At 72.2% G+C, this 24,902-nt stretch carries 24 protein-coding genes; 14 read left to right on the top strand and 10 right to left on the bottom strand.

Going from position 1 to position 24,902, the window contains the following annotated elements; all coding sequences use genetic code 11:
* Positions 1 to 58 precede the first annotated feature (58 nt).
* The 3 genes from KJK29_RS27205 to KJK29_RS27195 are packed head-to-tail and all read right to left on the bottom strand — an operon-like array spanning position 59 to position 2,994.
* Complete coding sequence (locus KJK29_RS27205) at positions 59 to 1,000, bottom strand: 3-oxoacyl-ACP reductase (RefSeq protein ID WP_215121809.1); 942 nt, start codon at positions 998 to 1,000, stop codon at positions 59 to 61.
* An 11-nt stretch (positions 1,001 to 1,011) separates the two neighbouring features.
* Complete coding sequence (locus KJK29_RS27200; RefSeq protein WP_215121807.1) at positions 1,012 to 2,088, bottom strand: Zn-dependent alcohol dehydrogenase; 1,077 nt, start codon at positions 2,086 to 2,088, stop codon at positions 1,012 to 1,014.
* A gap of 48 nt (positions 2,089 to 2,136) precedes the next feature.
* On the bottom strand, positions 2,137 to 2,994 hold the full coding sequence (locus tag KJK29_RS27195) for a MaoC/PaaZ C-terminal domain-containing protein (protein ID WP_215121806.1): 858 nt from the start codon (positions 2,992 to 2,994) through the stop codon (positions 2,137 to 2,139).
* A gap of 306 nt (positions 2,995 to 3,300) precedes the next feature.
* Between KJK29_RS27195 and KJK29_RS27190 the strand changes: the two genes are divergently transcribed.
* The 3 genes from KJK29_RS27190 to KJK29_RS27180 all read left to right on the top strand — a co-directional run bounded on the left by KJK29_RS27190 (position 3,301) and on the right by KJK29_RS27180 (position 6,817).
* Complete coding sequence (locus tag KJK29_RS27190) at positions 3,301 to 4,584, top strand: sensor histidine kinase (protein ID WP_215124479.1); 1,284 nt, start codon at positions 3,301 to 3,303, stop codon at positions 4,582 to 4,584.
* Positions 4,585 to 4,970: 386 nt separating this feature from the next.
* Complete coding sequence (locus KJK29_RS27185; protein ID WP_215121804.1) at positions 4,971 to 6,203, top strand: hypothetical protein; 1,233 nt, start codon at positions 4,971 to 4,973, stop codon at positions 6,201 to 6,203.
* The gene (locus KJK29_RS27180; RefSeq protein ID WP_215121803.1) at positions 6,200 to 6,817 is read left to right on the top strand and encodes a response regulator transcription factor; all 618 of its coding nucleotides are present in this window, start codon (positions 6,200 to 6,202) and stop codon (positions 6,815 to 6,817) included. Before KJK29_RS27185 ends, KJK29_RS27180 begins: the two co-directional genes overlap by 4 nt.
* Here KJK29_RS27180 and KJK29_RS27175 read toward each other — a convergent pair.
* Both KJK29_RS27175 and KJK29_RS27170 read right to left on the bottom strand, forming a co-directional pair.
* A complete protein-coding gene (locus tag KJK29_RS27175; RefSeq protein WP_215121801.1) occupies positions 6,785 to 7,570 on the bottom strand; it encodes a class I SAM-dependent methyltransferase in 786 nt (261 codons plus the stop codon). The genes KJK29_RS27180 and KJK29_RS27175 overlap by 33 nt on opposite strands.
* A gap of 252 nt (positions 7,571 to 7,822) precedes the next feature.
* The gene (locus KJK29_RS27170; protein ID WP_215121799.1) at positions 7,823 to 9,253 is read right to left on the bottom strand and encodes an MFS transporter; all 1,431 of its coding nucleotides are present in this window, start codon (positions 9,251 to 9,253) and stop codon (positions 7,823 to 7,825) included.
* 185 nt (positions 9,254 to 9,438) lie between these two features.
* Between KJK29_RS27170 and KJK29_RS27165 the strand changes: the two genes are divergently transcribed.
* The 7 genes from KJK29_RS27165 to KJK29_RS27135 all read left to right on the top strand — a co-directional run bounded on the left by KJK29_RS27165 (position 9,439) and on the right by KJK29_RS27135 (position 16,045).
* Positions 9,439 to 11,178, top strand: coding sequence for an MFS transporter (locus KJK29_RS27165; RefSeq protein ID WP_215121798.1), 1,740 nt, complete (start codon positions 9,439 to 9,441; stop codon positions 11,176 to 11,178).
* Positions 11,179 to 11,279: 101 nt separating this feature from the next.
* Complete coding sequence (locus tag KJK29_RS27160; protein ID WP_215121797.1) at positions 11,280 to 11,933, top strand: class I SAM-dependent methyltransferase; 654 nt, start codon at positions 11,280 to 11,282, stop codon at positions 11,931 to 11,933.
* A gap of 331 nt (positions 11,934 to 12,264) precedes the next feature.
* Positions 12,265 to 12,558: a hypothetical protein gene (locus KJK29_RS27155; protein WP_215121795.1), complete on the top strand. Its 294-nt coding sequence runs from the start codon at positions 12,265 to 12,267 to the stop codon at positions 12,556 to 12,558.
* Positions 12,559 to 12,621: 63 nt separating this feature from the next.
* Positions 12,622 to 13,581: an N-acetylmuramoyl-L-alanine amidase gene (locus KJK29_RS27150; protein WP_215121793.1), complete on the top strand. Its 960-nt coding sequence runs from the start codon at positions 12,622 to 12,624 to the stop codon at positions 13,579 to 13,581.
* 157 nt (positions 13,582 to 13,738) lie between these two features.
* Entirely contained in the window at positions 13,739 to 14,596 is an 858-nt protein-coding gene (locus KJK29_RS27145) for a DUF5336 domain-containing protein (protein WP_215121792.1), read from the top strand.
* 98 nt (positions 14,597 to 14,694) lie between these two features.
* Positions 14,695 to 15,705: an LLM class F420-dependent oxidoreductase gene (locus KJK29_RS27140; protein WP_215121790.1), complete on the top strand. Its 1,011-nt coding sequence runs from the start codon at positions 14,695 to 14,697 to the stop codon at positions 15,703 to 15,705.
* 46 nt (positions 15,706 to 15,751) lie between these two features.
* Positions 15,752 to 16,045, top strand: coding sequence for a hypothetical protein (locus KJK29_RS27135; protein WP_215121788.1), 294 nt, complete (start codon positions 15,752 to 15,754; stop codon positions 16,043 to 16,045).
* A 94-nt stretch (positions 16,046 to 16,139) separates the two neighbouring features.
* Here KJK29_RS27135 and KJK29_RS27130 read toward each other — a convergent pair whose 3' ends face one another.
* From KJK29_RS27130 to KJK29_RS27120, 3 genes are read right to left on the bottom strand one after another with little or no spacing between them, the layout of a single operon-like run.
* Positions 16,140 to 17,210, bottom strand: a complete 1,071-nt coding sequence (locus tag KJK29_RS27130; protein ID WP_215121787.1) for a prenyltransferase/squalene oxidase repeat-containing protein — start codon at positions 17,208 to 17,210, stop codon at positions 16,140 to 16,142.
* A complete protein-coding gene (locus KJK29_RS27125; protein ID WP_215121786.1) occupies positions 17,207 to 17,956 on the bottom strand; it encodes a class I SAM-dependent methyltransferase in 750 nt (249 codons plus the stop codon). Before KJK29_RS27125 ends, KJK29_RS27130 begins: the two co-directional genes overlap by 4 nt.
* The gene (locus KJK29_RS27120; protein ID WP_215121785.1) at positions 17,950 to 19,389 is read right to left on the bottom strand and encodes a glycosyltransferase family 4 protein; all 1,440 of its coding nucleotides are present in this window, start codon (positions 19,387 to 19,389) and stop codon (positions 17,950 to 17,952) included. The genes KJK29_RS27125 and KJK29_RS27120 overlap by 7 nt, the downstream gene beginning before the upstream one ends.
* A gap of 159 nt (positions 19,390 to 19,548) precedes the next feature.
* Here KJK29_RS27120 and KJK29_RS27115 point away from each other — a divergent pair, with 159 nt between their 5' ends.
* The gene (locus KJK29_RS27115) at positions 19,549 to 20,247 is read left to right on the top strand and encodes a TetR family transcriptional regulator (RefSeq protein ID WP_251057954.1); all 699 of its coding nucleotides are present in this window, start codon (positions 19,549 to 19,551) and stop codon (positions 20,245 to 20,247) included.
* A gap of 291 nt (positions 20,248 to 20,538) precedes the next feature.
* Here the strand turns inward: KJK29_RS27115 and KJK29_RS27110 are convergent, their stop codons facing one another.
* Both KJK29_RS27110 and KJK29_RS27105 read right to left on the bottom strand, forming a co-directional pair.
* Complete coding sequence (locus tag KJK29_RS27110; protein ID WP_184592076.1) at positions 20,539 to 20,772, bottom strand: ferredoxin; 234 nt, start codon at positions 20,770 to 20,772, stop codon at positions 20,539 to 20,541.
* 2 nt (positions 20,773 to 20,774) lie between these two features.
* Positions 20,775 to 22,226, bottom strand: coding sequence for an aldehyde dehydrogenase (locus tag KJK29_RS27105; protein WP_215121784.1), 1,452 nt, complete (start codon positions 22,224 to 22,226; stop codon positions 20,775 to 20,777).
* Between the two features lie 90 nt (positions 22,227 to 22,316).
* On the opposite strand from KJK29_RS27105, the gene KJK29_RS27100 reads away from it, so the two are divergent.
* From KJK29_RS27100 to KJK29_RS27090, 3 genes are all read left to right on the top strand, one after another.
* Entirely contained in the window at positions 22,317 to 23,369 is a 1,053-nt protein-coding gene (locus tag KJK29_RS27100) for an MBL fold metallo-hydrolase (protein WP_215121782.1), read from the top strand.
* A 76-nt stretch (positions 23,370 to 23,445) separates the two neighbouring features.
* Positions 23,446 to 23,901 carry a nuclear transport factor 2 family protein gene (locus KJK29_RS27095; protein WP_215124477.1) on the top strand — a complete coding sequence of 152 codons (456 nt, stop codon included), beginning with the start codon at positions 23,446 to 23,448 and terminating at the stop codon, positions 23,899 to 23,901.
* A gap of 92 nt (positions 23,902 to 23,993) precedes the next feature.
* Positions 23,994 to 24,902: a helix-turn-helix domain-containing protein gene (locus tag KJK29_RS27090; RefSeq protein ID WP_215121780.1), complete on the top strand. Its 909-nt coding sequence runs from the start codon at positions 23,994 to 23,996 to the stop codon at positions 24,900 to 24,902.

The following is a 24,902-nucleotide window of genomic DNA, read 5'->3' as shown; positions in this document are numbered from 1 at the left end:
GCCCTGAACAGCGAACGGCCCCACCCCTGATATGGCGGGCGGGGCCGTTCGGCGTTCCTCAGCCGCGTTTCAGTCCCAGCACCTCCGCCGCCGCGAAGGTCTCCCCCTCCGGCCGGTCCGCGTAGTACGGCCCGAGGACGGCGTCCAGTTCGTCGTACGTGAAGGTGTCCTGCTTGCTGTCGAACTTGGCGGCGACCCGGGGTCGTTCGACGACGGCGACCATCCCGCCGTGCACCACGAGGAGCTGCCCGTTCACCCGGGCGGCGGCGGGCGCGGCCAGATAGCCGACGAGCGGGGCGACATGCTCGGGGGCGAGCGGGTCGAGGCCGGTGCCACAGGCGCCCTCGACGCCCGCGAAGACGTCCTCGGTCATCCGGGTGCGGGCGCGGGGACAGATCGCGTTGGCCGTCACGCCGTACTTGCCGAGGGCGAGGGCCGTGGAGGTGGTGAGGCCGACGATCCCGCCCTTGGCCGCCGCGTAGTTGGGCTGCCCGGCGGAACCGGCGAGGAACGCCTCCGAGGAGGTGTTCACGATCCGCCCGTACACCGGCGCCCCGGCCCGCTTGGACCGCTCCCGCCAGTGGGCGGCGGCGTACCGGGTGGTGTTGAAGTGGCCCTTGAGGTGCACCCGGATTACGGAGTCCCACTCCTCCTCGGCCATCGAGAACACCATGCGGTCGCGCAGGATGCCCGCGTTGTTGACGAGGATGTCGAGCTTGCCGAACGCGGCGACGGCCGACTCGACCAGTTCGCCGGCCTGCCGGAAGTCGGAGACGTCACCGGTGTGCGCGAGGGCGGTTCCGCCCGTCGCCCGGATCTCGGCGGCGACCTCCTCGGCGGGCCCGGCGGAGGCCTCGCCGCTGCCGTCGCGGCCCGGCTGCCCGTAGTCGTTGACGACCACGGCGGCGCCGAGCCGGGCGAGTTCCAGCGCGTCGGCCCGGCCTAGCCCGCGGCCCGCGCCCGTGACGACGGCGGACAGTCCCTGGAGAGGCAGCGTCATGGTGGACGTCCTCACATCTCGATGCAGGTACGCAGGGCGGTCCCGGTCCGCATCTGGTCCAGGGCCTCGTTGACGTCGGCGAACGGGACCCGGTGGGTGATCAGGCCCGCCAGGTCGACCCGGCCGGCGCGCCACAGGGCGATGGTGCGTTCGTAGGAGCGCAGGACGTCTCCGCCGCCGTACATGGAGGGGAGTATGCGCTTCTCGTCGAAGAACAGCTCGAACATGTTGAGCTGGAGGGAGTCGTCCATGGCGCCCGCGCCGACCACGACGAGGGTGCCGCCGCGCCGGGTGGTGTCGTACGCGGTCCGTGCCGTGGCCGACTTGCCGACGACCTCGAAGACGTAGTCGAAGCCCTCACCGGCGGTGACCTGCTGCTTGGCGTCGGGGAGTTCGTCCGGGGAGATCGCTCTGGTGGCGCCGAACTTGAGCGCGCTCTCTCGGCGGGAGGCGATGGGGTCGACGGCGACGATCTCGGCGGCGCCCCGCAGCCGGGCGCCCTGGATCACGGAGATGCCGACGCCTCCGCACCCGATGACGGCGACCGACGAACCGGCCTCCACGTCGGCGGTGTTGAGCGCGGCGCCCAGCCCGGTCGTCACGCCGCAGCCGATGAGCGCGGCGATGTCGAACGGCACGTCGTCGGGTATCGGCACCGCGCAGCCGGCGTCGACGACGACCTCCTCGGTGAAGGTGCCGGTGCCGGCGAAGCCGAAGACGTCCCCGCCGGGGCGCTTGAAGTTGGGCGTGCCGGCGTTCATGAACCCGGCGAGGCACAGTTCGGTCTGGCCGCGCTTGCAGGCGGGACAGGCGCCGCAGGCGGGCAGCCAGCAGACGACGACCCGGTCACCGGCCTTCAAGTGGCCTACGCCCTCGCCGACTTCGAGGATCTCCCCCGCTCCCTCGTGCCCGGGCACGAACGGCGCGGGCTGCGGCAGCACCCCGCTCATCGCGGACAGGTCCGAGTGGCACAGCCCCGTGGCGCGCACCCTGATCCGCACCTTGCCGGGTCCGAACCCCACCGCCTCGACGTCGTCGAGGACCTCCAGTTTGTCCTGGCCGATCTCGTGCAGTACGGCTGCGCGCATGGTGCGGCTCCCCTCGTACGGCGTGCTGGACTCGACATCGTTGTGGACTCAGGTGTGTTCGACGATGGTGTCGGCGAGGACGGGCGCGTCCTCCCGCTCGGCGGCGCTGACGGCCACGCGTGTGGACTCGGGCTGGTGCCACATACGGATCCGCAGGGTCTCCCCCGGGTACACGACTCCGGCGAACCGGGTGGTGTACGTCCGCACCCGGGTCACATCCCCGTCGAGGAGGGTGTCGACGACGGCCTTGAGCGTGATGCCGTAGGTGCACAGCCCGTGCAGGATGGGCCGCTCGAATCCGGCGACCTTGGCGAACTCGGGGTCGGCGTGCAGGGGGTTCCAGTCGCCGGAGAGGCGGTAGAGGAAGGCCTGGTCCTCGCGGACGGGCCGCTCGACGATCCGGTCCGGCTCACCGGCGGGCGGGTCGAGCCGGGCGGAGGGGCCGCGGTCGCCGCCCCAGCCGCCCTCGCCCCGGATGAAGATCTGGGCGTCGTTGGTCCACAACGGGCCGTCGGCGTCGCCGACTTCGGTCCGCAGGACCAGGACGGCCGCCTTGCCCTTGTCGTACACGGCGGCGACCCGGTTGGTGGCGGTGGCGGTGCCCGTCGCCGGGAGGGGCCGGTGGAGGACGAGGCTCTGGCCGCCGTGCAGGACCCGGGCGAGGTCGACCTCGATGCCGGGCATGGACAGCCCGCCGGTCACCCCGGGCTTTCCGCCGCCCGCGACCGTGGCGAAGCTCGGCAGGACGTGCAGCCGGGACTCCAGGGTGTAGCGCAGCTCGTCGGGGTCGGTGGCGGGGGTGCCCGCGCCGATGCCGAGGTGGTAGAGCTGCACGTCCCTGTGGTCCCAGGTGATCTCGCCGGTCCGGGGCTCGGCGGCGAGCGCCTTGGCTGCGTCGATGGGCATGGGGCTCCTGATCGCCGTGGGAAAGGGCCTCGGCATCGCCGTGGAAGAGACCTCGGCACGGCCGTCCGCACCGTCGGCCGCACCGAGGCCGTCTGGGACCGAACTGGAACGCGTTCCAGTCCTGCGACCTCTGTATAGCCCAGGCCCGCGGAGTTGTGAAGCCTCCTGACGTCGTGTCAGATGCCGGGGTTCCGGGAGGGCGGACACCGGTGACATTCGTCCTGCCGGACTCCGTACAACCGCCTCTGCCGCCGGGGGCGGCGGATCCGTAGCGTCACCGACATGACCACGAGCGGAGGCGGGGACATGTCCTGGACGAGCAAGGTCGGGTGCCACGTCGAGGCGACACGGTCGGCCGCCCGGCAGGCCAGGAAGCACCGGCGCCGGCACGCCACGGACACCGAGAGCCCCGGCCCGCCGCCCAGCGGTTTCACGCTGCTGCCCTGGCTGCTGATGGGGATGGGCGCGTTCTCCAACCTCTTCCAGGACCGGACGACGGACCCGTGGATCGGCGGGCTGGGCCTGTTCGGGTTCAACTCGCTGTACATCTACGTGGCGTTCCGCGCCTTCGACCGGGAGAAGCGCGAGGCCCTCTCCACGCGGGTGGCGCTCGCGGTGCTGGCGGCCGTGACGTGCGCGCTCGGCGCGGGCTACGGCGGCACCTGGCTGCTGTTCTTCCCCCTGCTCGGACTCGCCACGGGCGCGGCCTTGCGGCTGTCGCATCTGCGGCCCGCCGGTACGGCCGTGGCGGTGCTGGCGGGTGCGGTGTCCTGCTACCACGACGGCTGGGGCGGCCTCGACATCGCGTACGCCACATGGATCTCGGCCATGGTGACGGCCGCGATCATCCGGCTCTCCGAGGCCGTACGGGAGCTGCGCGCCGCCCGTGAGGAGCTGGCCCGCCGGGCGGTCGAGAAGGAACGGCTCCGTTTCTCCCGGGACCTGCACGATCTGCTCGGGCACACGATGTCGGTGATCGTCGTGAAGTCGGAGGCGGCCCGCCGCCTGGCCGCCCGCGACCTGGACGCGGCGCTGGCCCAGATCACGGATATCGAGGCCGTGGGCCGCCAGGCCCTGACGGAGATCCGCGAGGCCGTGACGGGCTACCGCCAGGGCAGCCTCGACACGGAACTCGACCGCGCGCACTCGGTCCTGACGGCGGCGGGCATCGCCCTGACCGTGTCCCGCACCGGCCCACCGCTCGGACCGCAGACCGAGGCCCTGCTGGGCTGGGTGGTGCGGGAGGCGGTCACGAACGTCGTACGGCACAGCGGGGCGGAGCGTTGCGACATCGCGCTGGCGGGGGTGGACGGGGAGCGGGTGCGGGTGCGGGTGTCTGTGGTCGATGACGGGGTGGGGGTGGTTGCTGAGGGTGGCGCGGTCGGTGGTGAGCTCGGGGCCGTGAGCGGGCCCCGGGGTTCCGGTGGACTCGGCGGCACGGGGCTTACCGGGCTGACGGAGCGGCTCGCGGTGGCGGGCGGATCGCTGACGGCGAGGCCTCGGGCCAAGGGCGGATTCGCGGTGACGGCGGAACTGCCGCTCGATGTCGAGAGGGCGGATACGCGCGCGGCGGTGGCGGAAGCGGTGTGACGGGTTCGCTGTCCGGCGGTCGCGGAACCGACGCTATGGGTTCGCCGCCCGGCGGTGCCGGAATCGGCGTGACGGTTCGCCGCCCGGCGGTGGCGGAACCGGCGTGAGCCTTCGCCGCCCGGTGGTGGCAGCACCGGCGCCACGGTTCGCCGCCCGGCGATGCGGAACCGACGTGACCGTTCGCCGCCCGGCGGTGGCGGCACCGGCGTGAGCGTTCACCGCCCCGGCGGCAGGCGCCCCCGCCGCTCCCTCCGCCCGCCGGAGGCAGGCAGGCCCCCTCCGCCCACCGGGGGCAGGCCCCCTGCCGAAGAACACCCCCGTGTACGTTGGCCGACGGGTCGCGCCGTATCTCGAGGCGTGGGCAACTGCTGGGGGAAATGGGGCACATGGGACGCGTCGCTGTCATCACCGCGCCGAACATCGGGTATCGCAACACCGGGATGCTGACCGTCGACTTGGCGTTCGAGTCGCTGCGGCGGCGGATGGCCGCCGAGGGCCACGAGGTGGAGGCCGACTGGTTCACTCTGCACACGCCGGAGACCGTGCCGCTGCGGGAGTGCGCGCGAGGCACCGACTTCCCGTTCCGCTTCCGGCCGCTGGCCGAGCACCTCGACACGCTCCGCGACCATGACGCGGTCGTCTTCTGGGGCGACTTCCTGCACACCCGGCACTATCTGGCACAGGACGCGACGAACCGTCTGCTCGACTTCGGTTTCGCCGCGGACCGGGACGCCGCCCGGGCCCTGCTGAACCGGACCCTGCTCTTCGCGGACCAGCCCGACGAGCTCCTCGCGCGGACCCTCAGCTACGGCGGCACCATCCTGCACAACACGCAGTCCGACTACGAGGACAAGGAGTACGGCCCCCTGTTCTCACGTCTGGTGACGCGAGGCCACCGCACCTGGGTGCGTGACCCGCTCTCCGCGGCGAAGATCACGCATCTGCGCGGGGACCGTACGACCGACCACTTCGGTTCGGACGCGGCGCTGCTGTCCCGCCCCGGCGACCTCGACCACCTCCCCACCACCGACTGGTCCCGGTCCCTCCCGGAGGGCGGGGCGATCGGTGTGTTCCTCGGCGCCAGGACGCCCGTCCCCGACTGGCTGCCCGCCGCCTGCCAGGACCTGTCCGACCGCCTGGGCGCCCCGCTGGAGTGGCTGCCCTGGTTCGACCGGGACGTCCCCGCGCCGCTCGGTCACATCGCGGCCCGCCCGGGCAAGCACACCATCGGCGACCTGGTGGCGGTGCTGCCCCGCTACCGGCTGGTCATCACGGACACCTACCACCTGGCGGTCAACGCCTGGGGCGCCGGCACCCCGGCGGTGTGCGTCGGCGCGCCCGAGCCGACGCCGAAGACCCACGACGACTACCTGACGCTGAGCGATGTGAAGAAGCACGTCTTCCACATGGCCTACGACGCGACGGACTTCTACCTGTCCACCCACGCACCGCACGAGCAGACCGTCGACCGCGTCGTGCGGCTCGTGGAGGGCGGCGGAGCCGACGCCGTGGCGACCCGCGTCCGCGCGCACGCCGATCATTCTGCGGCGGCCTTCACCGAGACGCTGACCTCGCTGCTCGGCTCGCCGCGGCCTGTCCGGCCTACCCTGGGCGCGTGACCGACAGACCCGTCCGCGTACTGCTCGCGGAGGACCAGGGCATGATGCGCGGCGCGCTCGCGCTGCTGCTCGGCATGGAGGACGACATCGAGGTCGTTGCCCAGGTGGCGGCGGGTGACGCGATCCTGGACGCGGCGCTCGCCCACCGCCCCGACGTCGCCCTCCTCGACATCGAACTCCCGGGCAGGAGCGGCCTGGACGCCGCCGCCGACCTGCGGACCCGGGTCCCGGACTGCCGCGTGCTGATCCTCACGACGTTCGGCCGGCCCGGCTATCTGCGCCGCGCGATGGAGGCGGGAGCCACCGGCTTCCTCGTGAAGGACGGCCCCGTCGAGGAACTGGCCGCCGCGATCCGCCGTGTCCTGGCCGGTGAGACCGTGGTGGACCCGGCCCTCGCCACCGCCGCGCTCAGCGCCGGGCCGAACCCCCTGACCGGCCGCGAGAGCGACGCCCTCAAGGCCTCGGCGGACGGGGCGACCGTCGCGGACATCGCCGCCCGGCTCCATCTGTCGGAGTCGACCGTCCGCAACTACCTCTCCTCCGCCATCGGCAAGACGGGCACCCGCAACCGCATGGAGGCCCTACGCGAGGCCCGCAGCCAGGGCTGGCTCTGAGGGGTCCTGCGCCCCCGCCCGGCGGAACAGGGCCGTCCACAGGAAGCTCTCCCCGAAGTACGCCGACTCCTGCGGCTCGTCCCGCATCCGCCGCAGTTCTACGTCGGTGAGCCCCGAGAAGATCCCCCGCAGCGACTCGGGCGTGTACGCGAGCCCGCCCCGCAGTCCGCCCGCCTCCCGGTAGAAGTCCGCGTCGGACAGCTCCGACCCCATCCCTCCGGCCCCGGCGGCGAAGCAGGTGAGGCCGAACAGGCCCCCGGGCGCCAGGACGTTCTCCAGCAGGGCCCGATAGCTGATCCGCCGGTGCGGGGGCAGATGGTGGAAGCAGCCGGAGTCGTAGACGAGGTCGTACGGCCCGGTGAGTTCCGTACCGGCGAGGGCGAACGCGTCGCCGAGGTGGAACCGTACGCCCTCCACCCCTGCCTCCCGGGCGCGCTCCCCGGCCCATGCGACGGCCGCCGGGGACAGGTCGACGGCGTCCACCTCGAAGCCCCGGGCCGCCAGATACAGCGCGTTGCGCCCCGGGCCGCACCCGAGTTCCAGCGCGCGGCCCCCGCCGGTCTTCCCTTGCTCCACCCAACTCGCCAGGTTCTCGTCCGGCTTCGCCACGAAGAACGGCACCGGCCGGGAACGGTCGGCGTAGAACCCGTCCCACCAGTCGGCACCCCGGTCCGTCCATCGATCGGCCTCGGGTGCGAACAGCCCGTCGAGCAGGGCGAGTACGTCGTCGACGGTGCGCATGTTCCGGTCCATCCGGCCCCCTTCCGCGTCCGCCAATCGTACGCCGGGATCCATCAAAACCCCAGGTCAGAGCAGGTTTTCGGGCGTCGGCGAAACGCCGTCCACGGCCCTCAGCGCCGCCGGAACACACCCCGCCGACGCACCCCTTCACCCCCGGCCCGATACAGCGGCGGAACACCGTCCAGGGGCCTCGAAGCCCCCTTCCCGGGCCACGCGACCCGCCCTGATTTCCACCGCCCGGCAGATGGCAGACGTCCGGCCGCCCTACCGTTCCCCCGCACTCCGCGGCAGCCAGACCCACATCAACAGCACGCCCGCGACCAGCACCCCGATCCCCACCCGGAACGCCAGCGCGTAGCCCTCCGTCAGCGCCGCGGGCGACTCGCCGCCCGCCGTCCGGGCCGCAGCGAGGGTGGACAGGACGGCCAGGCCCAGTGAACCGCCCATCGTGCGGGAGGTGTTGACGAGGCCGGACACCAGACCGGCCTCACCGGGGGCCGCGCCGGACGTGGCCAGGGCGGCGAGCGGGGTGGACGCGAGGCCCGCGCCGAACATCATGAGGAGGCCGGGGACGAGGATCGCCGTCGCGTAGGAGCCCTCGGCGGTCATCGTGGACTGCCAGCCGAAGCCGGTCACGGCGACCAGCGTGCCCAGCACCGCCACGGTACGAGGGGCGGCCGCCCGCATCAGCCGGGGCGCGAGCTTGGAGCCGAGGACGACGGCCAGGGAACTCGGAGCCAGGGCCAGCCCGGCCTCCAGGGGCGTGTACCCCAGGACGTTCTGCGCGTACAGGGTCATGAAGAACCACATGCAGAACATCGCGAAGCCGCACAGGAACATCGCGACGTTCGCGGACGCCACCGACCGCAGGCGCAGCAGCCCGAGCGGCATCAACGGGCTCGCGGTACGGGCCTCGACCGCGAGGAACAGGGCGAGCAGCGCGAGCCCGGCGAGCAGCGGCAGCAGCGTGGCCGCCGCCGTCCAGCCCTCCGCCTCCGTCTGGGAGATGCCGTAGGCGAGCGTGCCGAGCCCGGTCGTCACGAGCAGCGCGCCCGGCAGGTCGAGGCGCCGCCGGTCGCCGGCCCGGGCCTCGACGAGGAACCAGGCGGCGGCGCAGAGCACCACGACGCCCACGGGCACATTGATCAGCAGCACCCAGCGCCAGTCCAGCGCCTCCACCAGGAGCCCGCCGGCCAGACCGCCCGCCGCGCCGCCGGCGCCCCCGACCGCGGTCCAGGTCCCTATCGCCCGGGCCCGGGCCGGGCCCTCCGGCACGGCCGAGGTGAGGATGGTCAGCGTGGAGGGCGCCAGCACCGCCGCGCCGAGCCCCTGGGCGGCCCGGGCGACCAGCAACTGCCAGTCGTCCTGCGCCAGTCCGCCCGCCGCCGAGGCCAGGGTGAACACACCGAGTCCGACGAGGAACATCCGCTTGCGGCCGTAGAGGTCTCCGGCCCGACCGCCGAGCAGCATGAACCCGGCGAAGGCGATGGTGTAGGCGTTCACCACCCACTGCAGGCCCTGCTCGCTCAGCCCGAGCCCGGTCCGCATCGAGGGCAGCGCCACGTTGACGACGGACACGTCCAGGACGACGAGGAACTGCCCGGCACAGGTGAGCGCCACCACCAGCCAGGTGGGCGGCGACGCGGCACGGCGAGGTGTTCGGGTCCTTTCGGCGGCTTCAAGCATGGGTGTCATGCTCTCAACCGCTTCATGCTCATGGCATCGGGATTTCGGCCTAGGGCTTGCGACCGCAGACCTAGGCCCCCGCCCCAAGAGATGGTCAAGAATTCGTTAGAGTGCCGAAGCAACGGAATAGTTGCCTACGCATACAAGTTCAGGCACCACGTAACCATGTAACCCCGCCCTGGAGGCCCCCCTCAATGACGCAGACGACGACAGAACGCCCCGCCGGCAGAGCGAGCGGGGCCGTGGTCCCGGTGCTCGCCTTCGCGGGCATCGTTGTCGCGGTGATGCAGACCCTGCTCGTCCCGGTCATCAAGGATCTGCCGCAACTGCTGGACACCGACCCCGGCAACGCGACCTGGGTCCTGACCTCGACCCTTCTCTCGGGTGCGGTGGCCACCCCGATCATGGGCCGCCTCGGCGACCTGTTCGGCAAGCGCCGCATGCTGATCCTCAGCCTCGCCGTCATGGTGGCCGGCGCGCTGCTCAGCGCCCTCACCAGCGATCTGCTGCTCATGATCACCGGCCGTACGCTCCAGGGCTTCGCGATGGGCGCCATCCCGCTCGGCATCGGCCTGATGCGCGACATGCTGCCCCGGGAACGCCTCGGCTCGGCGATGGCCCTGATGAGCTCCTCCATAGGCGTCGGCGGCGGCCTCGCCCTGCCCGCCGCCGCGCTGGTCGCCCAGCACGCCGACTGGCACGCCCTCTTCTACGGCGCCGCCGGCCTCGGTGTGCTCTCCATCGTCCTCACCCTCCTCGTCGTACCGGAGTCCCCGATGCGCGCCGAGGGCTCCTTCGACCTGCTGGGCGCGCTCGGTCTGTCCGCCGGTCTCGTGCTGTTCCTGCTGCCGATCACCAAGGGCAGCGACTGGGGCTGGACCTCCGGCACCACGCTCGGCCTGTTCGGCGCGGCCGTGGTCGTGCTGCTCCTGTGGGGCGTGATGGAACTGCGCCTCAAGGCCCCCCTGGTGGACCTGCGCACCACGGCCCGCCCGGCCGTCCTCTTCACCAACCTCGCCTCGATCATGGTCGGCGTCTCCTTCTACGTCGTCTCCCTGGTCCTGCCGCAGCTGCTCCAGCTGCCGACGTCCACCGGCTACGGCCTCGGCCAGTCGATGGTCGTCGCGGGTCTGCTCGTCGCGCCGCTCGGCCTGACGATGATGTTCACGGCGCCCGTCTACGCCCGGCTGTCCGCGAAGTACGGCCCCAAGGTCACCCTGATCCTCGGCCTGCTGATCATCGCGATCGGCTACGGCGCCGGCCTCGGCCTGATGAGCGCCGCCTGGCAGAGCCTGGTCATCTCGGTGCTGCTGGGCGCGGGCATCGGCCTGGCCTACTCCTCGCTGCCCGCGCTGATCGTGGGCGCGGTCCCGGCGTCGGAGACGGGTGCGGCGAATGGCCTCAACACCCTGATGCGTTCCATCGGCACGTCGGTGTCGAGCGCCGTGATCGGCATGGTGCTGGCCAACACCGCGAACCACGTCGGCGGCGTCGCGATCCCGACCATGCACGGCTTCCGGGTCTCCTTCCTGATCGCCACCGCCGCGGTCGCGGTGGGCCTGGTCCTGGCCCTCTTCCTGCCCGGCCGCCGCCCCGCCGCCCACCCGCAGCTGCGGGCCAGCAGCGAGGAGGACGCCAACCTGGAGCACGCCGAGGCGGTCCTGCGCGGCTTCCGCGGCCGGGTCCTGGACGCCGACGGCGCCCCGGTCGCCCGCGCCAAGGTCACACTGATCGACCGGCGGGGCCGCCAGGCCGGCGCGACCCTCTCCGCCGAGGACGGCAGCTACGCCCTCACCGTCCCCGCCCAGGGCTCCTACGTCGTGGCCGCCCGCGCCCCGGGCCACGCCCCGCTCGCCTCGTCCGCGACCCACACGGGCGACGACCGCCCGGTCGACCTGGACCTGGACCTGCCGAGCAGGACGGTCCCCGCCTGACCGGCCCGCCGCTCCCCTACTCACCGGTACCCCCTGTCGCCCGTCGGCAGGGGGTACGGCAGCATGGCGCCCACAACCGTCGTACGACCGGAGGGAACCCCATGCCGCCCGCGGCCCCGAAGCCCGAGATCCTGGCCGCGTTCGAGGCGGCGAAGGGGTTCATGCCCGTGGACGAAGGGCTGGCCCTGTACGCGGCGGCGGTGGAGGCCGGGGGGCTGGGGCTGCCGTTGCTGGAGGTCGGGACGTACTGCGGCCGGTCCACGATCCTGCTCGCCGACGCGGCCCGGGAGGCCGGGGCGGTCGCGCTGACCGTCGACCACCACCGCGGCAGCGAGGAGCAGCAGCCGGGCTGGGAGTACCACGACCCCGAGACGGTCGACCCCGAGCTCGGCCTGATGGACACGCTGCCCACGTTCCGCCGCACCCTGCGCGGGGCGGGCCTGGAGGACCACGTGGTGGCCCTGGTCGGCCGCTCCCCGCAGATCGCCGGGTTCTGGCGCACGCCCCTGGCCCTGGTCTTCATCGACGGCGGCCACACCGACGAGCACGCCAACGCCGACTACGAGGGCTGGGCGCCGCATGTCGCCGAGGGCGGCCTGCTCGTCATCCACGACGTCTTCCCGGATCCCCAGGACGAGTTCACCGGCCAGGCCCCGTACCGCGTCTACCTGCGCGCTCTCGCCTCCGGCGCGTTCACCGAGGTCTCGGCGACGAACTCCCTGCGTGTGCTGCGGCGCACGGGGCCGGGCGTCTGAGAGCGGGCGCGGCCGGGTGCAGGCCGGGGCACTGCGCCCCCGGCACCCGGCGGCGACGGCGGGACGCCTGCCTGCACCGGGCCCGGGCCGGATGCCGGGCATCCATGGAGCGGGCGGCCGGCTGAGCGCCGGGCGTCAGCGAGCTCGACGACTTGACGCCGGGCCCCGGGTGTCCGAGGAACTCGACGGCCGGGCGGCCGGCCGGTCCCCGGGCATCCGCAGAGCGCGGCGGCTGGCCGGGTGAACCGGGCCCCCTCCGCACTCTCCCGGTCGGCCCACGGGCGGCGTGGCGCGTCGGCGGGGGACGGCCGCTGTTCGAGGATCCGGCCGCGTGGCACACACCATCGCATTCGCAGAACTCGTGGAGAAGCAGCGCGCGGCGGACGAGGCGCACGCCCGTATGCGAAAACTGCGGGACGCCTACGGTCCGCCCACCCAGACCAAGTGGAGCGACCAGCAGACCACGACGTGGGAGACCGCCTGGCGCGCCTGGCGCGACCTCGCCCGCGACGTCCAGGCGGCGCTGACGGCGTACGCGAAGCAGGAGGACACACCCCGCCAGGAGATCGAGGCGGAGGTGAAGGAGGCGGTACGCCGCGAAGACCCCGACGGAAACGGCAGCTAGCCACCACCCGCCCGGCCGTGCTCGGCCCACGGACGGCCTGGGCGGGCGGCTAGGGTGAGGGACGTGTCGTACGTAGGCCCGGACTTCGAACCACCCCAGCCCCGCCGCTCCCGCCGCGGCCCCCTGACCGTCGCGCTCGCCGCGCTGGTGCCGGGGGCGCTGCTCGGCTGGCTGGTGTACGAGACCGTGGGCGGCTCGGGGGACGGAGACGGCTCGGGTCAGGCGACCGTGCGGTCCTCCCCGCCGGCCGCGTCGAGCCCGCCCGCCGAGGACGCCACGGACGAGGCCACCGACGACGCGACCGACGACGGCAAGAAGCCGGGCGCCGATCCCACGCCCACCGCGTCCGGCCCACTCAAGGGCAAGGTCGTCGTCATCGACCCCGGCCACAACCCGGAGAACTTCCAGCACCCGTCCGAGATCAACCGCAAGGTGAACATCGGGACGAACTGGAAGGAGTGCGACACCACGGGGACGTCCACCAACGACGGTTACACCGAGGCCAAGTTCACCCTGGACGTCGCGCACCGGATGCGCGCGCTCCTCGAAGCGCAGGGCGCCACGGTGAAGCTGACGCAGGACGCCGACCGGCCGTACGGCCCGTGCGTGGACGAGCGGGCCCGGATCGGCAACGAGGCGAAGGCCGACGCCGTGGTCTCGATCCACGCGGACGGCTCGGGCACCGGCAACCGCGGCTTCCACGTCATCCTGCCCGGCGCGGTCCACGCCGGCTCCGCGGACACCCGCGCCATCGTCGCCCCCTCCCGCGACCTCGGCGAGCGCGTCGCGGGCCGCTTCGTCGCCGTCACCGGCAACGCCCCGTCCAACTACATCGGCGACGGCTCCGGTCTCGTCACGCGTAAGGACCTGGGCGGTCTCAATCTGTCAACGGTTCCGAAGGTGTTCATCGAGTGCGGCAACATGCGCGATAGCAAGGACGCGGCGTTGTTGACCAGTGGCGCGTGGAGGCAGAAAGCGGCGCAAGGGATCTCTGAGGGAATCGTGAGTTTCCTGCACGGGTAGTTCTCGACGGGCGGATCCCGGCGGACACCCTGACAGGGCGGACGATAGTGTCTCCCTACGATGAGGGGCCACCCCCGCGCTTCACACAGGGGCCTGACGGCGACATGGTGACAGCGACGCCTCTACCGACGATGAGACGACCTACGAAGGACCTGAAGTGAATATCCGCTCCCTCACTCGAGGCGATGGCGTGGTGCTCGGAGCAGCGGTGTTGCTCTTCATCGCGTCGTTCCTCGACCTGTACTCCTTCGACGATGTCCCCGACAGCGTCGACCTCCCCATGCTGTGGGGCAGCGGCCCGGTCGTGTTCAGCGTCGTGCTGGCCGGAGTCATCGGCGCCGCGCTGGTCGTCGTGGCCCGGGGCCTGCCGCAGGTCCCGAAGGTCGCCGGCCTCGACCTCGGCCAGTTCGGCGTCGCGTTCACGGTGTTCGCCGCGTGGAGCGCGCTCGGCAACATCGTCGACGTACCGGGTGGCTTCGACAACATCGGTGACAACGCGAGCGAAGGCGCCCCGAGCCCCGGCATCGGCATGATCCTCGCGCTCGTCGCGACGCTGCTCATGGCCGCCGCCGCGATCGCCACCCCCCTCGTCCCGGCGCTCAAGGGCGCCCTCCTCCCGGCCCCCCGCCCGGCCGCCCCGCAGCCCTACGGCGCTCAGCCCCCCGGTGGCTACGGCTACCCGGGCGCGCAGCAGCCCGGTGGCTACGGTCACCCGCAGCCCGGGCAGCCGGGTCAGCCCGGGCAGCCGCAGCAGGCGCAGCCGTTCGGCGGGCAGCCTCAGCCGCAGCAGGCGCAGGCGCCGCAGGCTCCGGCCGGGGACTTCTCGCCGTTCTGGTTCGCGGTGCCGGTGCCGCGTCCGCTGTTCGCGGAGGACGGTTCGCCGACGCCGATCGCCGAACTCGCCCCGGGTACCTGGTACCTGGCCGTCGAGCAGCGCGGTCCGGCCCTGGTCGCGCAGACGCAGGACGGCCGCCGCGGTGTCCTCCAGGACACGTCGGGCATCCAGCGCGGCTGAGCCCACGGCCCCTTTCACGGCCCCTCGCCCTTCCGGGCGGGGGGCCGTTGCCGTACAGTCGTCGCCCCAGTCGGCTGACGCACCGTCAGGAGGCAGGTATGCGGCTCGGTCTCGCACTCGGCTACTGGGGCCGCGGCCCCTCCCCCGACCACATTCCGCTGGCGCGGGAGGCCGAGCGGCTGGGCTACGACTCCGTGTGGACGGCGGAGTCCTGGGGCTCGGACGCGTTCACGCCGCTCGCCTGGATCGCCGCCCACACCTCCACCATCAAGCTGGGCACGGCGGTCGCCCAGATGGCGGCCCGCCCGCCGACCACCACCGCCATGCAGGCGCTCACCCTCGACCATCTCTCCGGCGGCCGCATGATGCTGGGCCTCGGCCTGTCCGGACCACAGGTCGTGGAGGGCTGGTACGGCCGCCCGTTCCCGAAGTCCCCGCTCACCGCCACCCGCGAGTACGTCGATGTCGTACGGCAGGTGCTGCGTCGCGAGGCCCCCGTCGAACTGGAGGGAGGTTTCCACTCCCACCCCTACCGGGGCCCGGACGCCACCGGCCTCGGCAAGCCCCTCAAGCCGATCACGCATCCGCTCCGCGCCGAGCTGCCGATCCTGCTCGGGGCGGAGGGGCCGAAGAACGTCGCCCAGACGGCCCGGATCGCCGACGGCTGGCTGCCGCTGTACTGGTCGCCGACCCGGCCCGAGGTGTACGGCCCGGCCCTGGCCGATCTGCCCGAAGGGTTCCTGGTGGCACCGATGGCGCAGGCCCGGGTCTGCGACGACGTCGCCGAGGGCCTGCTGCCCGTCAAGATGATGCTCGGCTTCTACATCGGCGGCATGGGACACGCGGCCCGCAACTTCCACGCCGACCTGATGGCCCGCATGGGCTACGAGGAAGAGGCCCGCCGCATCCAGGACTTGTTCCTCTCCGGCCGCCGGGACGAGGCCGTCCGTGCCGTCCCCGACGCCTTCGCCGACGAGATCTCCCTGGTCGGCCCGCGCGAACGGATCGCGGAGCGGCTGGAGTCGTGGCGCAAGGGCCCGGTGACGGACCTGCTGGTGCTCAGCCCCGACCGCCACACGCTGCGCGTTCTCGCCGAGTTGAACGCCTGAGCGAATCCCCGGGTTTCATCCAGAGTTCAAGGGCAATCCGAATGCCATGTCCCCTCGAAGTCGCAACGGTGCGAATCAGGTCGGCACGATCGTCGCGGTCGTGGCCGACATCATGGCTCTCATCCTGGGTCTGTGGATCCTGATGTACCTGCTGGACGCCAACCAGGCGAACAGCTTCGTCCAGTTCATCCACGACGCGGCCCGCTGGCTCGCCGGCTGGTCACACGACCTCTTCACCTTCGACGAAGCCTGGGCCCGAGTGGTCTGCGGCTACGGCTTGGCAGCGGTGGTCTACCTGCTCGTGGGCCACGCGATCGCCAATCGCGCACACCGGCACTAGAACGCCTGAAGGGGCTCGTCCTTCAGGGGCGCGGGGAACTGCGCGACAAGCCACGCACAACCCGCGCCCGCACAACCGGCGAGCCCTCGAACTCCTAGGCGCAGCAGTCCGAGTCCAGCCCGCTGGGCAACTCGTCCCCACCGAACACCTGACACGTGGCCTCGTGCCCACCCAACGCGGCCACGGCCAGCAACAACGACCCGGCCGTCCACGTGGTCAACTCCCGCGGCCAGATCGCCTCGTCCTCGAAGACGAACCCGGTCCAGTACAGCCCGCTCTCCGGATCGCGCAGATGCTGGATCGACTGCAGCACCTCCAACGCCCGGTCGGACTCGCCCATCGCCCAGAGCGCGAGGGCGAGTTCGGCCGATTCCCCACCCGTCACCCACGGGTTGGGCACGACACACCGCACACCCAGCCCCGGGACGACGAACCGGTCCCAGTCCTCCTCGATACGGGCCTTGGCCTCGGCCCCGGTCAGCGCACCGCCGAGCACCGGGTAGTACCAGTCCATCGAGTACCGGTTCTTGTCGAGGAACCGCTCCGGATGCCGACGTATGGCATGCCGCAGCGCACCCGCCGCCAACTCCCAGTCCGGCTGCGCCTCCTCCCGCTGCTCGGCGATCGCCAGCGCGCACCGCAGCGCTTGGTGGATCGAGGAGCTGCCGGTCAGCAGCGCGTCCGCCGTGTCCGTGCCGTCGTCGTCGCGCCGCCAGCCGATCTGCCCGCCCGGCTGCTGCAGGTGCAGCACGAACTCGATCGCCGCGTAGACCGCCGGCCACATCCGCTCCAGGAACGTGTCGTCGCCGGTGGAGAGGTAGTGGTGCCAGACGCCCACGGCGATGTAGGCGACGAAGTTGGTCTCCCGGCCCCGGTCGGTGACGTCGCCGGCCTCTCCGTCCGCGTAGGCGGCGTACCAGGAGCCGTCGTCGTTCTGGTGCCGGGCCAGCCACAGGTAGGCCCGCTCTGCGGCCTCGTGCTCGCCTGCCGTGTCGAGGGCCATGGCCGCCTCGACGTGGTCCCACGGGTCGAGGTGATGCCCCCGGAACCAGGGGATCGCACCGTCCTCGCGCTGCACGGCGAGGATGCCGGCGACGGTCGCGGCGGCCTGCCCTGCGGTGAGGACCCCGGGCAGGACCAGATGTTCCGTCCGGGGAGTGGTCACTGGGCGTCCGCCCCGGCGTCGGAGACACGCGGCAGGTGCGGCTTGGTCGCGTACGCCACGAAGCTCTTGCCGATCAGCGGGTTCAGGGCCTGCTCGGCGACCCGGGTGGCCAGCGGCTTCTTCATGATGTCCCAGACGAGGAGCTTGTGGTACGCCCGCACCGGCAGCGCCTTGTCGTTGTCGACGCCGAACGCGCACTTCAGCCACCAGTAGGGCGAGTGCAGCGCGTGCGCGTGGTGGGTGCCGTAGGGCTTGAGGCCGGCCTCGCGGATGCGCGTCAGGAGTTCGTCGGCCTTGTAGATGCGGATGTGGCCGCCCTCGACCTCGTGGTAGGCCTCGGAGAGGGTCCAGCAGACCTTCTCGGGGCCGTAGCGCGGGACCGTGATGGCGATGCGGCCGCCGGGCTTGAGCACCCGGACCATCTCCGCGAGGACGCCCTTGTCGTCCGGGATGTGCTCCATCACCTCGGAGATGATGACGACGTCGAAGGACGCGTCGGGGAAGGGCAGCGCGAGGGCGTCGCCCTCCATGGCCGTGGCGGTGGCGCCCTCGGGGGCCTCGCCGGCCTCCTTCATCGCCGCGAACCACTTGGCGACCTCGCGGATCTCCTCGGCGTTCTGGTCCAGCGCCACGACCTGCGCGCCGCGCCGGTAGCACTCGAACGCGTGCCGGCCGGCACCACAGCCGAGGTCCAGTACGCGGTCGCCCGGCGCGAGCGGGAACCGGGAGAAGTCGACGGTCAGCACGTGGCCCTGCTTTCGGAGTTGACGCCTTGTACATCTGTGGGGGCTGTGGAGGCGGGGGCCGTGGGCACGGCATCCGTGACAGCCACGCGCTCTGCACCCGGCAAGGCCGTGGAGCGGCCCGCCCCGACGCCCTCGGACCCGGCGATCGCCTCGCGGTACCGGGCCACCGTCCCCTCCGCCGCCCTGGCCCACGTGAAGTGCCGCAGCACGCGTTCGCGACCGGCCGCGCCGAGCCGGGCCCGCAGTTCGGGGTCGCCCAGCAACCGGTTCAGACCGGCGGCCAGCGCGCCCGCGTCGCCCGGGGGTACCGCCAGGCAGGTCTCCCCGTCGCGGCCCGCGACCTCGGGTATGGCGCCGCCGGTCGTGGCGAGCAGGGGCGTGCCCGTCGCCATGGCCTCGGCGGCCGGCAGCGAGAAGCCCTCGTAGAGCGAGGGCACGCACGCGACCTGCGCCGAGCGCACCAGGTCGACGAGTTCCGCGTCGGAGATGCCCTTGACGAACTCGACGGCGCCGGCGAGGCCGTACCGCTCCATCGCCTGGGCGACGGGCCCCTCCGTGGGCCGCTTGCCGACGACGACGAGGTGCGCGCCGGGGTGCTCGGTGCGCACCTTGGCGAGCGCCTCGACGAGATGGACCAGGCCCTTCAGCGGCACGTCCGCGCTGGACGTCGTCACGATCCGGCCCGGCACGACCGGCACCGAGGGATCCGGCGAGAACAGGTCGGTGTCGGCGCCGATGTGGACCACATGGATCCGGTCCTGGCGTACACCGAGGTGGTCGACGATCTCCTGGCGGGACGTGCCGGAGACGGTGAGCACGGAGGGGAGCCGGCGGGCGACGCGCTTCTGCATGCGGGTGAAGGCGTACCAGCGGCGCACCGACAGGCGCCGCTTCCAGCCGTCCGCCGCGTCCAGCTCCAGCTGCCGGTCGACGGTGATGGGGTGGTGGATCGTGGTGACGAGGGGCGCGCCCACGTCTCCCAGCAGTCCGTACCCGAGCGTCTGGTTGTCGTGGACGACGTCGAACTCGCCGCGGCGGGCGCGCAGATGGCGGCGGGCGCGCAGCGAGAACGTCAGGGGCTCGGGGAAGCCGCCGGTCCACATGGTCGCCACTTCGAGCGCGTCGACCCAGTCGCGGTACTCGTCGCGCTTCGGGGTGCGGAAAGGATCCGGCTGGCGGTAGAGGTCGAGGCTGGGCAGCTCGGTGAGGCTCTGGCCGTCGTGGCCCTCGTCGAGGACGGGGTAGGGCTGGGCACCGATGACCTCGACGCGGTGGCCGAGGCGGGACAGCTCGCGCGAGAGGTGCCGGACGTAGACACCCTGGCCGCCGCAGAACGGGTTCCCTTTATAGGTGAGGAGCGCGATGTGGAGCGGTCGCAAGCCGTCGGCGGCGGGGTCCTCCGAGGGCCCGGCCTCCCTGGCCTCAGCGGTCACTCTGGGCCCCCTTCTCCCTGCACTGTCCCGCGAGATTACGCCGGGACGCTAATCTAGAACAAGTTTCAGACTTGATCGTTCGGAGGCACTGAATCTACCGGCAGGTAGCGGCGCTGTGAGCAGTGGATCAGGTGATTCACGCCACGGCCGAGCCGTGCCATGCTGTGTGATCACTCGCCCTCACGGACCGTCACGGAACGGGACCCCAGCCCCGCGGAAGCCAAGGTGAACACAGTGGCCAAGGTGGAAGCCAGAGCCGCAGCCCCCGCCTCCCCTCCCCTCACGGAGCGGCAGGAGGCCCGCCGTCGCCGCATCCTGCACGCGAGCGCGCAACTGGCCAGCCGGGGCGGCTTCGACGCCGTGCAGATGCGCGAGGTCGCCGAGTCCTCACAGGTGGCACTCGGCACCCTCTACCGCTACTTCCCTTCCAAGATCCATCTGCTGGTCGCCACGATGCAGGACCAGTTGGAGCACATGCACGGCACGCTGCGGAAGAAGCCCCCGCAGGGCGATTCGGCGGCCGAGCGGGTCGCGGAGACGCTGATGCGGGCCTTCCGCGCCCTGCAGCGCGAGCCGCATCTGGCCGACGCGATGGTCCGCGCCCTCACCTTCGCCGACCGCAGCGTGAGCCCGGAGGTCGACCAGGTCTCGCGGCAGACGACGGCGATCATCCTGGACGCGATGGGGCTCGACGACCCGACCCCGGAGCAGCTCTCGGCGGTCCGGGTCATCGAGCACACCTGGCACTCGGCGCTGATCACCTGGCTGTCGGGCCGCGCCTCGATCGCCCAGGTGCGGATCGACATCGAGACGGTGTGCCGGCTGATCGCCCTGACGGCCCCGGACACGCGGAACTGACCTGGTCGCACGGAAGAGACCTACGAGACGGGTTCCCTTCGCCGGCATGGTCCGGATCAGGTGCTGGGGGTCGCCTTCCGGTCGCCCGGCCTCTCGGCCTCGCTTCCTTCCGGCCTCTCAGCCCTACCGTCGCAGTCGGCACCGGCGGAAACCCAAACCCCTGGCTTCCTGCCACCGTCGGCTACTCCGGTCGGACTCCCTCACTCGCCTCGTAGGCCGACTTCCAGAATAGAACACTCGACCGGGAATGAACCCCCCGGAAGCATTATTTTTCGGGCACTCTCCGGAAAGCTATTCCTCCGGCGGGAACACCGCCTCACCACCACCCCCCAGCGTGATCACGATCGCCTCCACCGGACAGCTCTCCGCCGCCTCCAGCACCCGCTCGTTCGCGTCCGTGTCCGGGGCGACCGGATGGGACTGGCGGGCCGGGTCGAGGCGGAAGCCGTCCGGGGCGTGGTGGACGCACTGGGCGCTGCCGATGCACAGCGAGCGGTCGACCTCGACATGCCAGCGGTCGCCCATCGCTACGCTTCCGCCGGGAGGTGGATCATCTTGTGCTCCAGGTACTCCCCGTACCCCTCGGGCCCGAACTCCCGCCCCAGGCCGGAGTTCTTGTAGCCGCCGAAGGGGCCCAGCATGTCCAGGCTGAAGGTGTTGACCGAGTACGTGCCCGTGCGGACCTGGCGGGCGATGTCGATGCCGCGCTCGACCTCCGCGGTCCAGACGCTGCCGCTCAGTCCGTAGTCGGAGTCGTTGGCGATCTTCACGGCGTCGGACTCGTCGTCGTAGGGCAGCAGGCAGATGACCGGGCCGAAGATCTCCTCGCGGGCGATGCGCATGGAGTTGTCGACGTCGCCGAAGAGGGTCGGTTCGACGTACCAGCCGCGGTCCAGGCCGGCCGGGCGGCCGCCACCGGTGATGATCTTCGCGCCCTCCTCCTGCCCGATGCGGATGTAGTCGAGGTTGCGCTGCTGCTGCCGCTTCGCCACGAGCGGGCCCACCTGGGTGGCGGGGTCGAGCGGGTCGCCGACGACGAGCGCGCCGGCCGCCGCGGCGAGGGCGTCGGCGAACTCGTCGTAGCGGGAGCGCGGGAGCAGGATGCGGGTCTGGGCGACGCAGGCCTGGCCGTTGTTCATCCAGGCCGCGGGGGCGATGCCCGCGACGGCCGCCTCGACGTCCGCGTCGGGCAGGACGACGGCCGCCGACTTGCCGCCCAGTTCGAGCGTCACCCGGGTGAGATTGCGGGCCGCCACCTCCATGACACGCTTCCCGGCCGCGACCGACCCGGTGAAGGACACCTTGTCGATGCCGGGGTGCCCGACCAGGTACTCGCTCACCTCCCGGTCGGCGGGCAGGATCGACAGCACGCCCTCGGGCAGCCCTGCCTCGCGGGCGATCTCGCCCAGCAGATACGCGTCGAGCGGCGACTCGGGCGAGGGCTTGAGGACGGCCGTGCAGCCGGTGAGCAGCGCGGGGGCGAGCTTGGCGGCGGCGACGAACTGCGGGACGTTCCAGGGGGCGACGGCCGCGACGACCCCGACGGGCTCGCGCCGTACGAGGATGCGCCCGAGCACGCCGTCCCGGCGCTCCTCGTAGGTGAAGTTCCGTGCGACGGTGATCGCCGAGTCCCAGACCATCACCGCGCCGAAGGCCTGGGCGAGGACGCTCCAGGAGTACGGCGAGCCGTTCTGGCCGGAGATCACGCGGGCGATCTCCTCGTGCCGGGCGACGATCCCGTCCTTGATCCGGCTCACGACCTCGATCCGCTCGTCGAGGCTCATGCGCGGCCAGGGCCCCTCGTCGAACGCCCGCCGTGCCACCCCCACGGCCCGGTCGACATCGGCGGTCGAGGCGTGCGGGACGCGTCCGATGACCTCTTCCGTGTGCGGCGAGATCACCTCGATGACGTCCTGGCCCAGGGGGTCGGTCAACTCCCCGCCGATGAACAGCTGTCCGTGTTCCACGAATCCGGTCATGGCCGACTGCCTTCGCATCTGACGGTGTTTCAGAAACTGATACCAGTTCTAGTTATAGTGGGCAATGGCCGTGGGACGGACGGAGGGCAGATGACAGGCAGCCAGGACCGCGAACCCACACCGGCGGTGTACGACCACGGCGGAGGCGTCCGGTCCCTGCGGGTCCCGATCCCGGACAACCCCCTCGGCCACACCCTGGTGTACGTCGTCGACACCGACCGAGGGCCGGTCCTCATCGACACCGGCTGGGACGACCCGAAGTCCTGGGACACCCTCGCGTCCGGCCTCACGGCCTGCGGCACCTCGATCTCCGAGATCCACGGCGTGGTCATCACCCACCACCACCCGGACCACCACGGCCTGTCCGGCCGGGTCCGCGAGGCGTCGGGCGCCTGGATCGCGATGCACGCGGCGGACACCGCGGTCGTACGACGGACCCGGGACGCCCGTCCCGAGCGCTGGTTCTCGTACATGACGGCCAAGCTCACCGCCGCCGGAGCGCCCGAGGAGCACATCGCCCCGCTGCGCACACCCCGGCCCCGCTCCCTGCCCGGCCTCTCCCCCGCCCTGCCCGACCGCGACATCATCCCGGGCGAACTCCTGGACCTGGCCGGCCGCCGCCTGCGCGCGATCTGGACCCCGGGGCACACGCCCGGCCATGTCTGCCTCCACCTGGAGGAGAACCACCCGGCCCGACTCCCCGGCCACGGCCGCCTCTTCTCCGGCGACCACCTGCTCCCCGGGATCACCCCGCACATCGGCCTCTACGAGGATCCCGACGACGCCACGGTCACCGACCCCCTCGGCGACTACCTCGACAGCCTCGAACGCGTCGGCCGCCTGGCCCCCGCCGAGGTACTCCCGGCCCACCAGCACCCGTTCCCGGACGCCGCCGCCCGCGTACGCGAACTGCTCCACCACCACGAGGCCCGCCTCACCACCCTCCACGCCCTCCTCGCCGAGCCCCTCACCCCCTGGCAGCTCGCCGAACGCATGGAGTGGAACCGCCCCTGGGCCCAGATCCCGTACGGCTCCCGCAACATCGCGGTCTCGGAGGCCGAGGCCCATCTGCGCCGCCTGGTGAAACTGGGCCGGGCGGAGGCGGTACCGGGGAGCGAGCCGGTGAGGTACGTGGCGGTGTAGGGGCCGGCGTGGCTGGGTGTCTCCGTGCCCGTCCGGGCCGGGTGCTAGAACCGAGCCCATGGACTCCACAGACCCCATGGCCCCCATCGAGCACCTCCTCGCCGAGCGCGCCTGCGAGCGTCTGATCCTCGACTTCGTCCACCGGCTCGACCTGGGCGACCCCTCCTCCGTCGCGGAGCTGTTCACCGAGGAGGGTGTCTGGCAGTGGCCGGAGGACGGGCGGCTGGTCAAGGGCCGCGACGCCCTGCGCGCCTACTTCGGCTCCCGCCCCGCCGACCGGCTCTCCCGCCGCATGATGTCCAACGTCCTGGTCACGGTGGAGTCCCCGGACACCGCCAGGGCGATCTCGTACTTCACGACGTACCGCGTCGACGGCTACGACGGCGGCATCGTCCCGCCCGGACCGCCGGTCCAGGTCGGGCACTACGAGGATGTCTTCCACCGGACCGACGGCACCTGGCTGCTCGCCTCCCGGACGCTCCACCTGCCCTTCGGCGGGCCCACTCGTCGGCCGAACTCGCCTTCGGCATAAGCCGGATCGCCTCAGGGCAGGGCCTCTAGGATGAATGAGCCGCGGCGTCCCCACGCGTGCGGCGTTGCGTACCACCGCAAGGAGACATGCCCATGGGCACCGAAGAGGCCGCTCGAACGTCGCCCTTCAGCGGAGTCCTGGACGGGAGATCGGCCGGGCCGATGGTGCCTCGGCTGGCGTTGGGCGCTCGGCTGCGCAGGCTGCGGGACGGGCGGGGCATCGGCAGGGCGGAGGCGGGGGACGTCATCCGGGCCTCCCCCTCCAAGATCAGCCGCATGGAGGCCGGGCGCCACGGGTTCAAGCTGCGGGATGTCGCCGACCTGCTCACGTTCTACGGCGTCACGGACGAGGCCGAACGCGCCACGCTGCTGGCGCTGGCCGAACAGGCCAACACCCACGCCTGGTGGCAGTACTACAGCGACGTGGTGCCCTCCTGGACGCAGAGCTACCTCGGCGCCGAGCAAGCCGCGAGCGTCATCCGCTGCTACCAGATACAGCGCGTTCCCGAGCTGCTCCAGACGCCCGACTACGCGCGTGCCGCCGTCCGGCTCGTGCACCCCGACGCCGACGCGCGGGAGACCGACCGGCGGGTGGCGCTGCGGATGACCCGGCAGCGGATCCTGCACCGGCAGCCGGGCACGGCCCGGCTCTGGGCGGTGATCGACGAGGCGGCGCTGCGGCGTCCGGTGGGCGGGGCGGAGGTGATGCGCGCTCAGCTCAGGCATCTCATCGAGGTGTGCCGGCTGCCGCAGGTCACCGTGCAGATCCTGCCGTTCCGCTCCGGCGGGCATGCCGCGGAGGGCGGTCCGGTCACCATTCTGCGGCTGCCCGGGGGCCAGTTGCCCGACGTGGTCTACCTGGAGCAGCTCACCACCGCGCTCTATCCCGACCGGCCGGCCGACATCGAGCGCTACTGGGACGCCATGAACCGGTTGGTGGTCGAAGCCGAGTCGCCGGACGAGACTCCGACCATCCTGCACCGCATACTTCAGGAGACCTGA

This window comes from Streptomyces koelreuteriae (assembly GCF_018604545.1).
Taxonomy (GTDB): domain Bacteria; phylum Actinomycetota; class Actinomycetes; order Streptomycetales; family Streptomycetaceae; genus Streptomyces; species Streptomyces koelreuteriae.
Note: the sequence above shows the minus strand (reverse complement) of the source record. Positions and strands in the feature narration are given on the sequence as shown.

Bases quoted from the DNA above. Each gene is read 5' to 3' on its own strand.
- KJK29_RS27205 (WP_215121809.1), bottom strand. From the start codon at position 1,000: ATGACGCTGCCTCTCCAGGGACTGTCCGCCGTCGTCACGGGCGCGGGC.
- KJK29_RS27090 (WP_215121780.1), top strand. From the start codon at position 23,994: ATGGGCACCGAAGAGGCCGCTCGAACGTCGCCCTTCAGCGGAGTCCTG.
- KJK29_RS27190 (WP_215124479.1), top strand. From the start codon at position 3,301: ATGTCCTGGACGAGCAAGGTCGGGTGCCACGTCGAGGCGACACGGTCG.
- KJK29_RS27140 (WP_215121790.1), top strand. From the start codon at position 14,695: ATGCGGCTCGGTCTCGCACTCGGCTACTGGGGCCGCGGCCCCTCCCCC.
- KJK29_RS27160 (WP_215121797.1), top strand. From the start codon at position 11,280: ATGCCGCCCGCGGCCCCGAAGCCCGAGATCCTGGCCGCGTTCGAGGCG.
- KJK29_RS27115 (WP_251057954.1), top strand. From the start codon at position 19,549: ATGCTGTGTGATCACTCGCCCTCACGGACCGTCACGGAACGGGACCCC.
- KJK29_RS27100 (WP_215121782.1), top strand. From the start codon at position 22,317: ATGACAGGCAGCCAGGACCGCGAACCCACACCGGCGGTGTACGACCAC.
- KJK29_RS27170 (WP_215121799.1), bottom strand. From the start codon at position 9,253: ATGACACCCATGCTTGAAGCCGCCGAAAGGACCCGAACACCTCGCCGT.
- KJK29_RS27110 (WP_184592076.1), bottom strand. From the start codon at position 20,772: ATGGGCGACCGCTGGCATGTCGAGGTCGACCGCTCGCTGTGCATCGGC.
- KJK29_RS27105 (WP_215121784.1), bottom strand. From the start codon at position 22,226: ATGACCGGATTCGTGGAACACGGACAGCTGTTCATCGGCGGGGAGTTG.
- KJK29_RS27135 (WP_215121788.1), top strand. From the start codon at position 15,752: ATGTCCCCTCGAAGTCGCAACGGTGCGAATCAGGTCGGCACGATCGTC.
- KJK29_RS27185 (WP_215121804.1), top strand. From the start codon at position 4,971: ATGGGACGCGTCGCTGTCATCACCGCGCCGAACATCGGGTATCGCAAC.
- KJK29_RS27200 (WP_215121807.1), bottom strand. From the start codon at position 2,088: ATGCGCGCAGCCGTACTGCACGAGATCGGCCAGGACAAACTGGAGGTC.
- KJK29_RS27165 (WP_215121798.1), top strand. From the start codon at position 9,439: ATGACGCAGACGACGACAGAACGCCCCGCCGGCAGAGCGAGCGGGGCC.
- KJK29_RS27175 (WP_215121801.1), bottom strand. From the start codon at position 7,570: ATGGACCGGAACATGCGCACCGTCGACGACGTACTCGCCCTGCTCGAC.
- KJK29_RS27095 (WP_215124477.1), top strand. From the start codon at position 23,446: ATGGCCCCCATCGAGCACCTCCTCGCCGAGCGCGCCTGCGAGCGTCTG.
- KJK29_RS27195 (WP_215121806.1), bottom strand. From the start codon at position 2,994: ATGCCCATCGACGCAGCCAAGGCGCTCGCCGCCGAGCCCCGGACCGGC.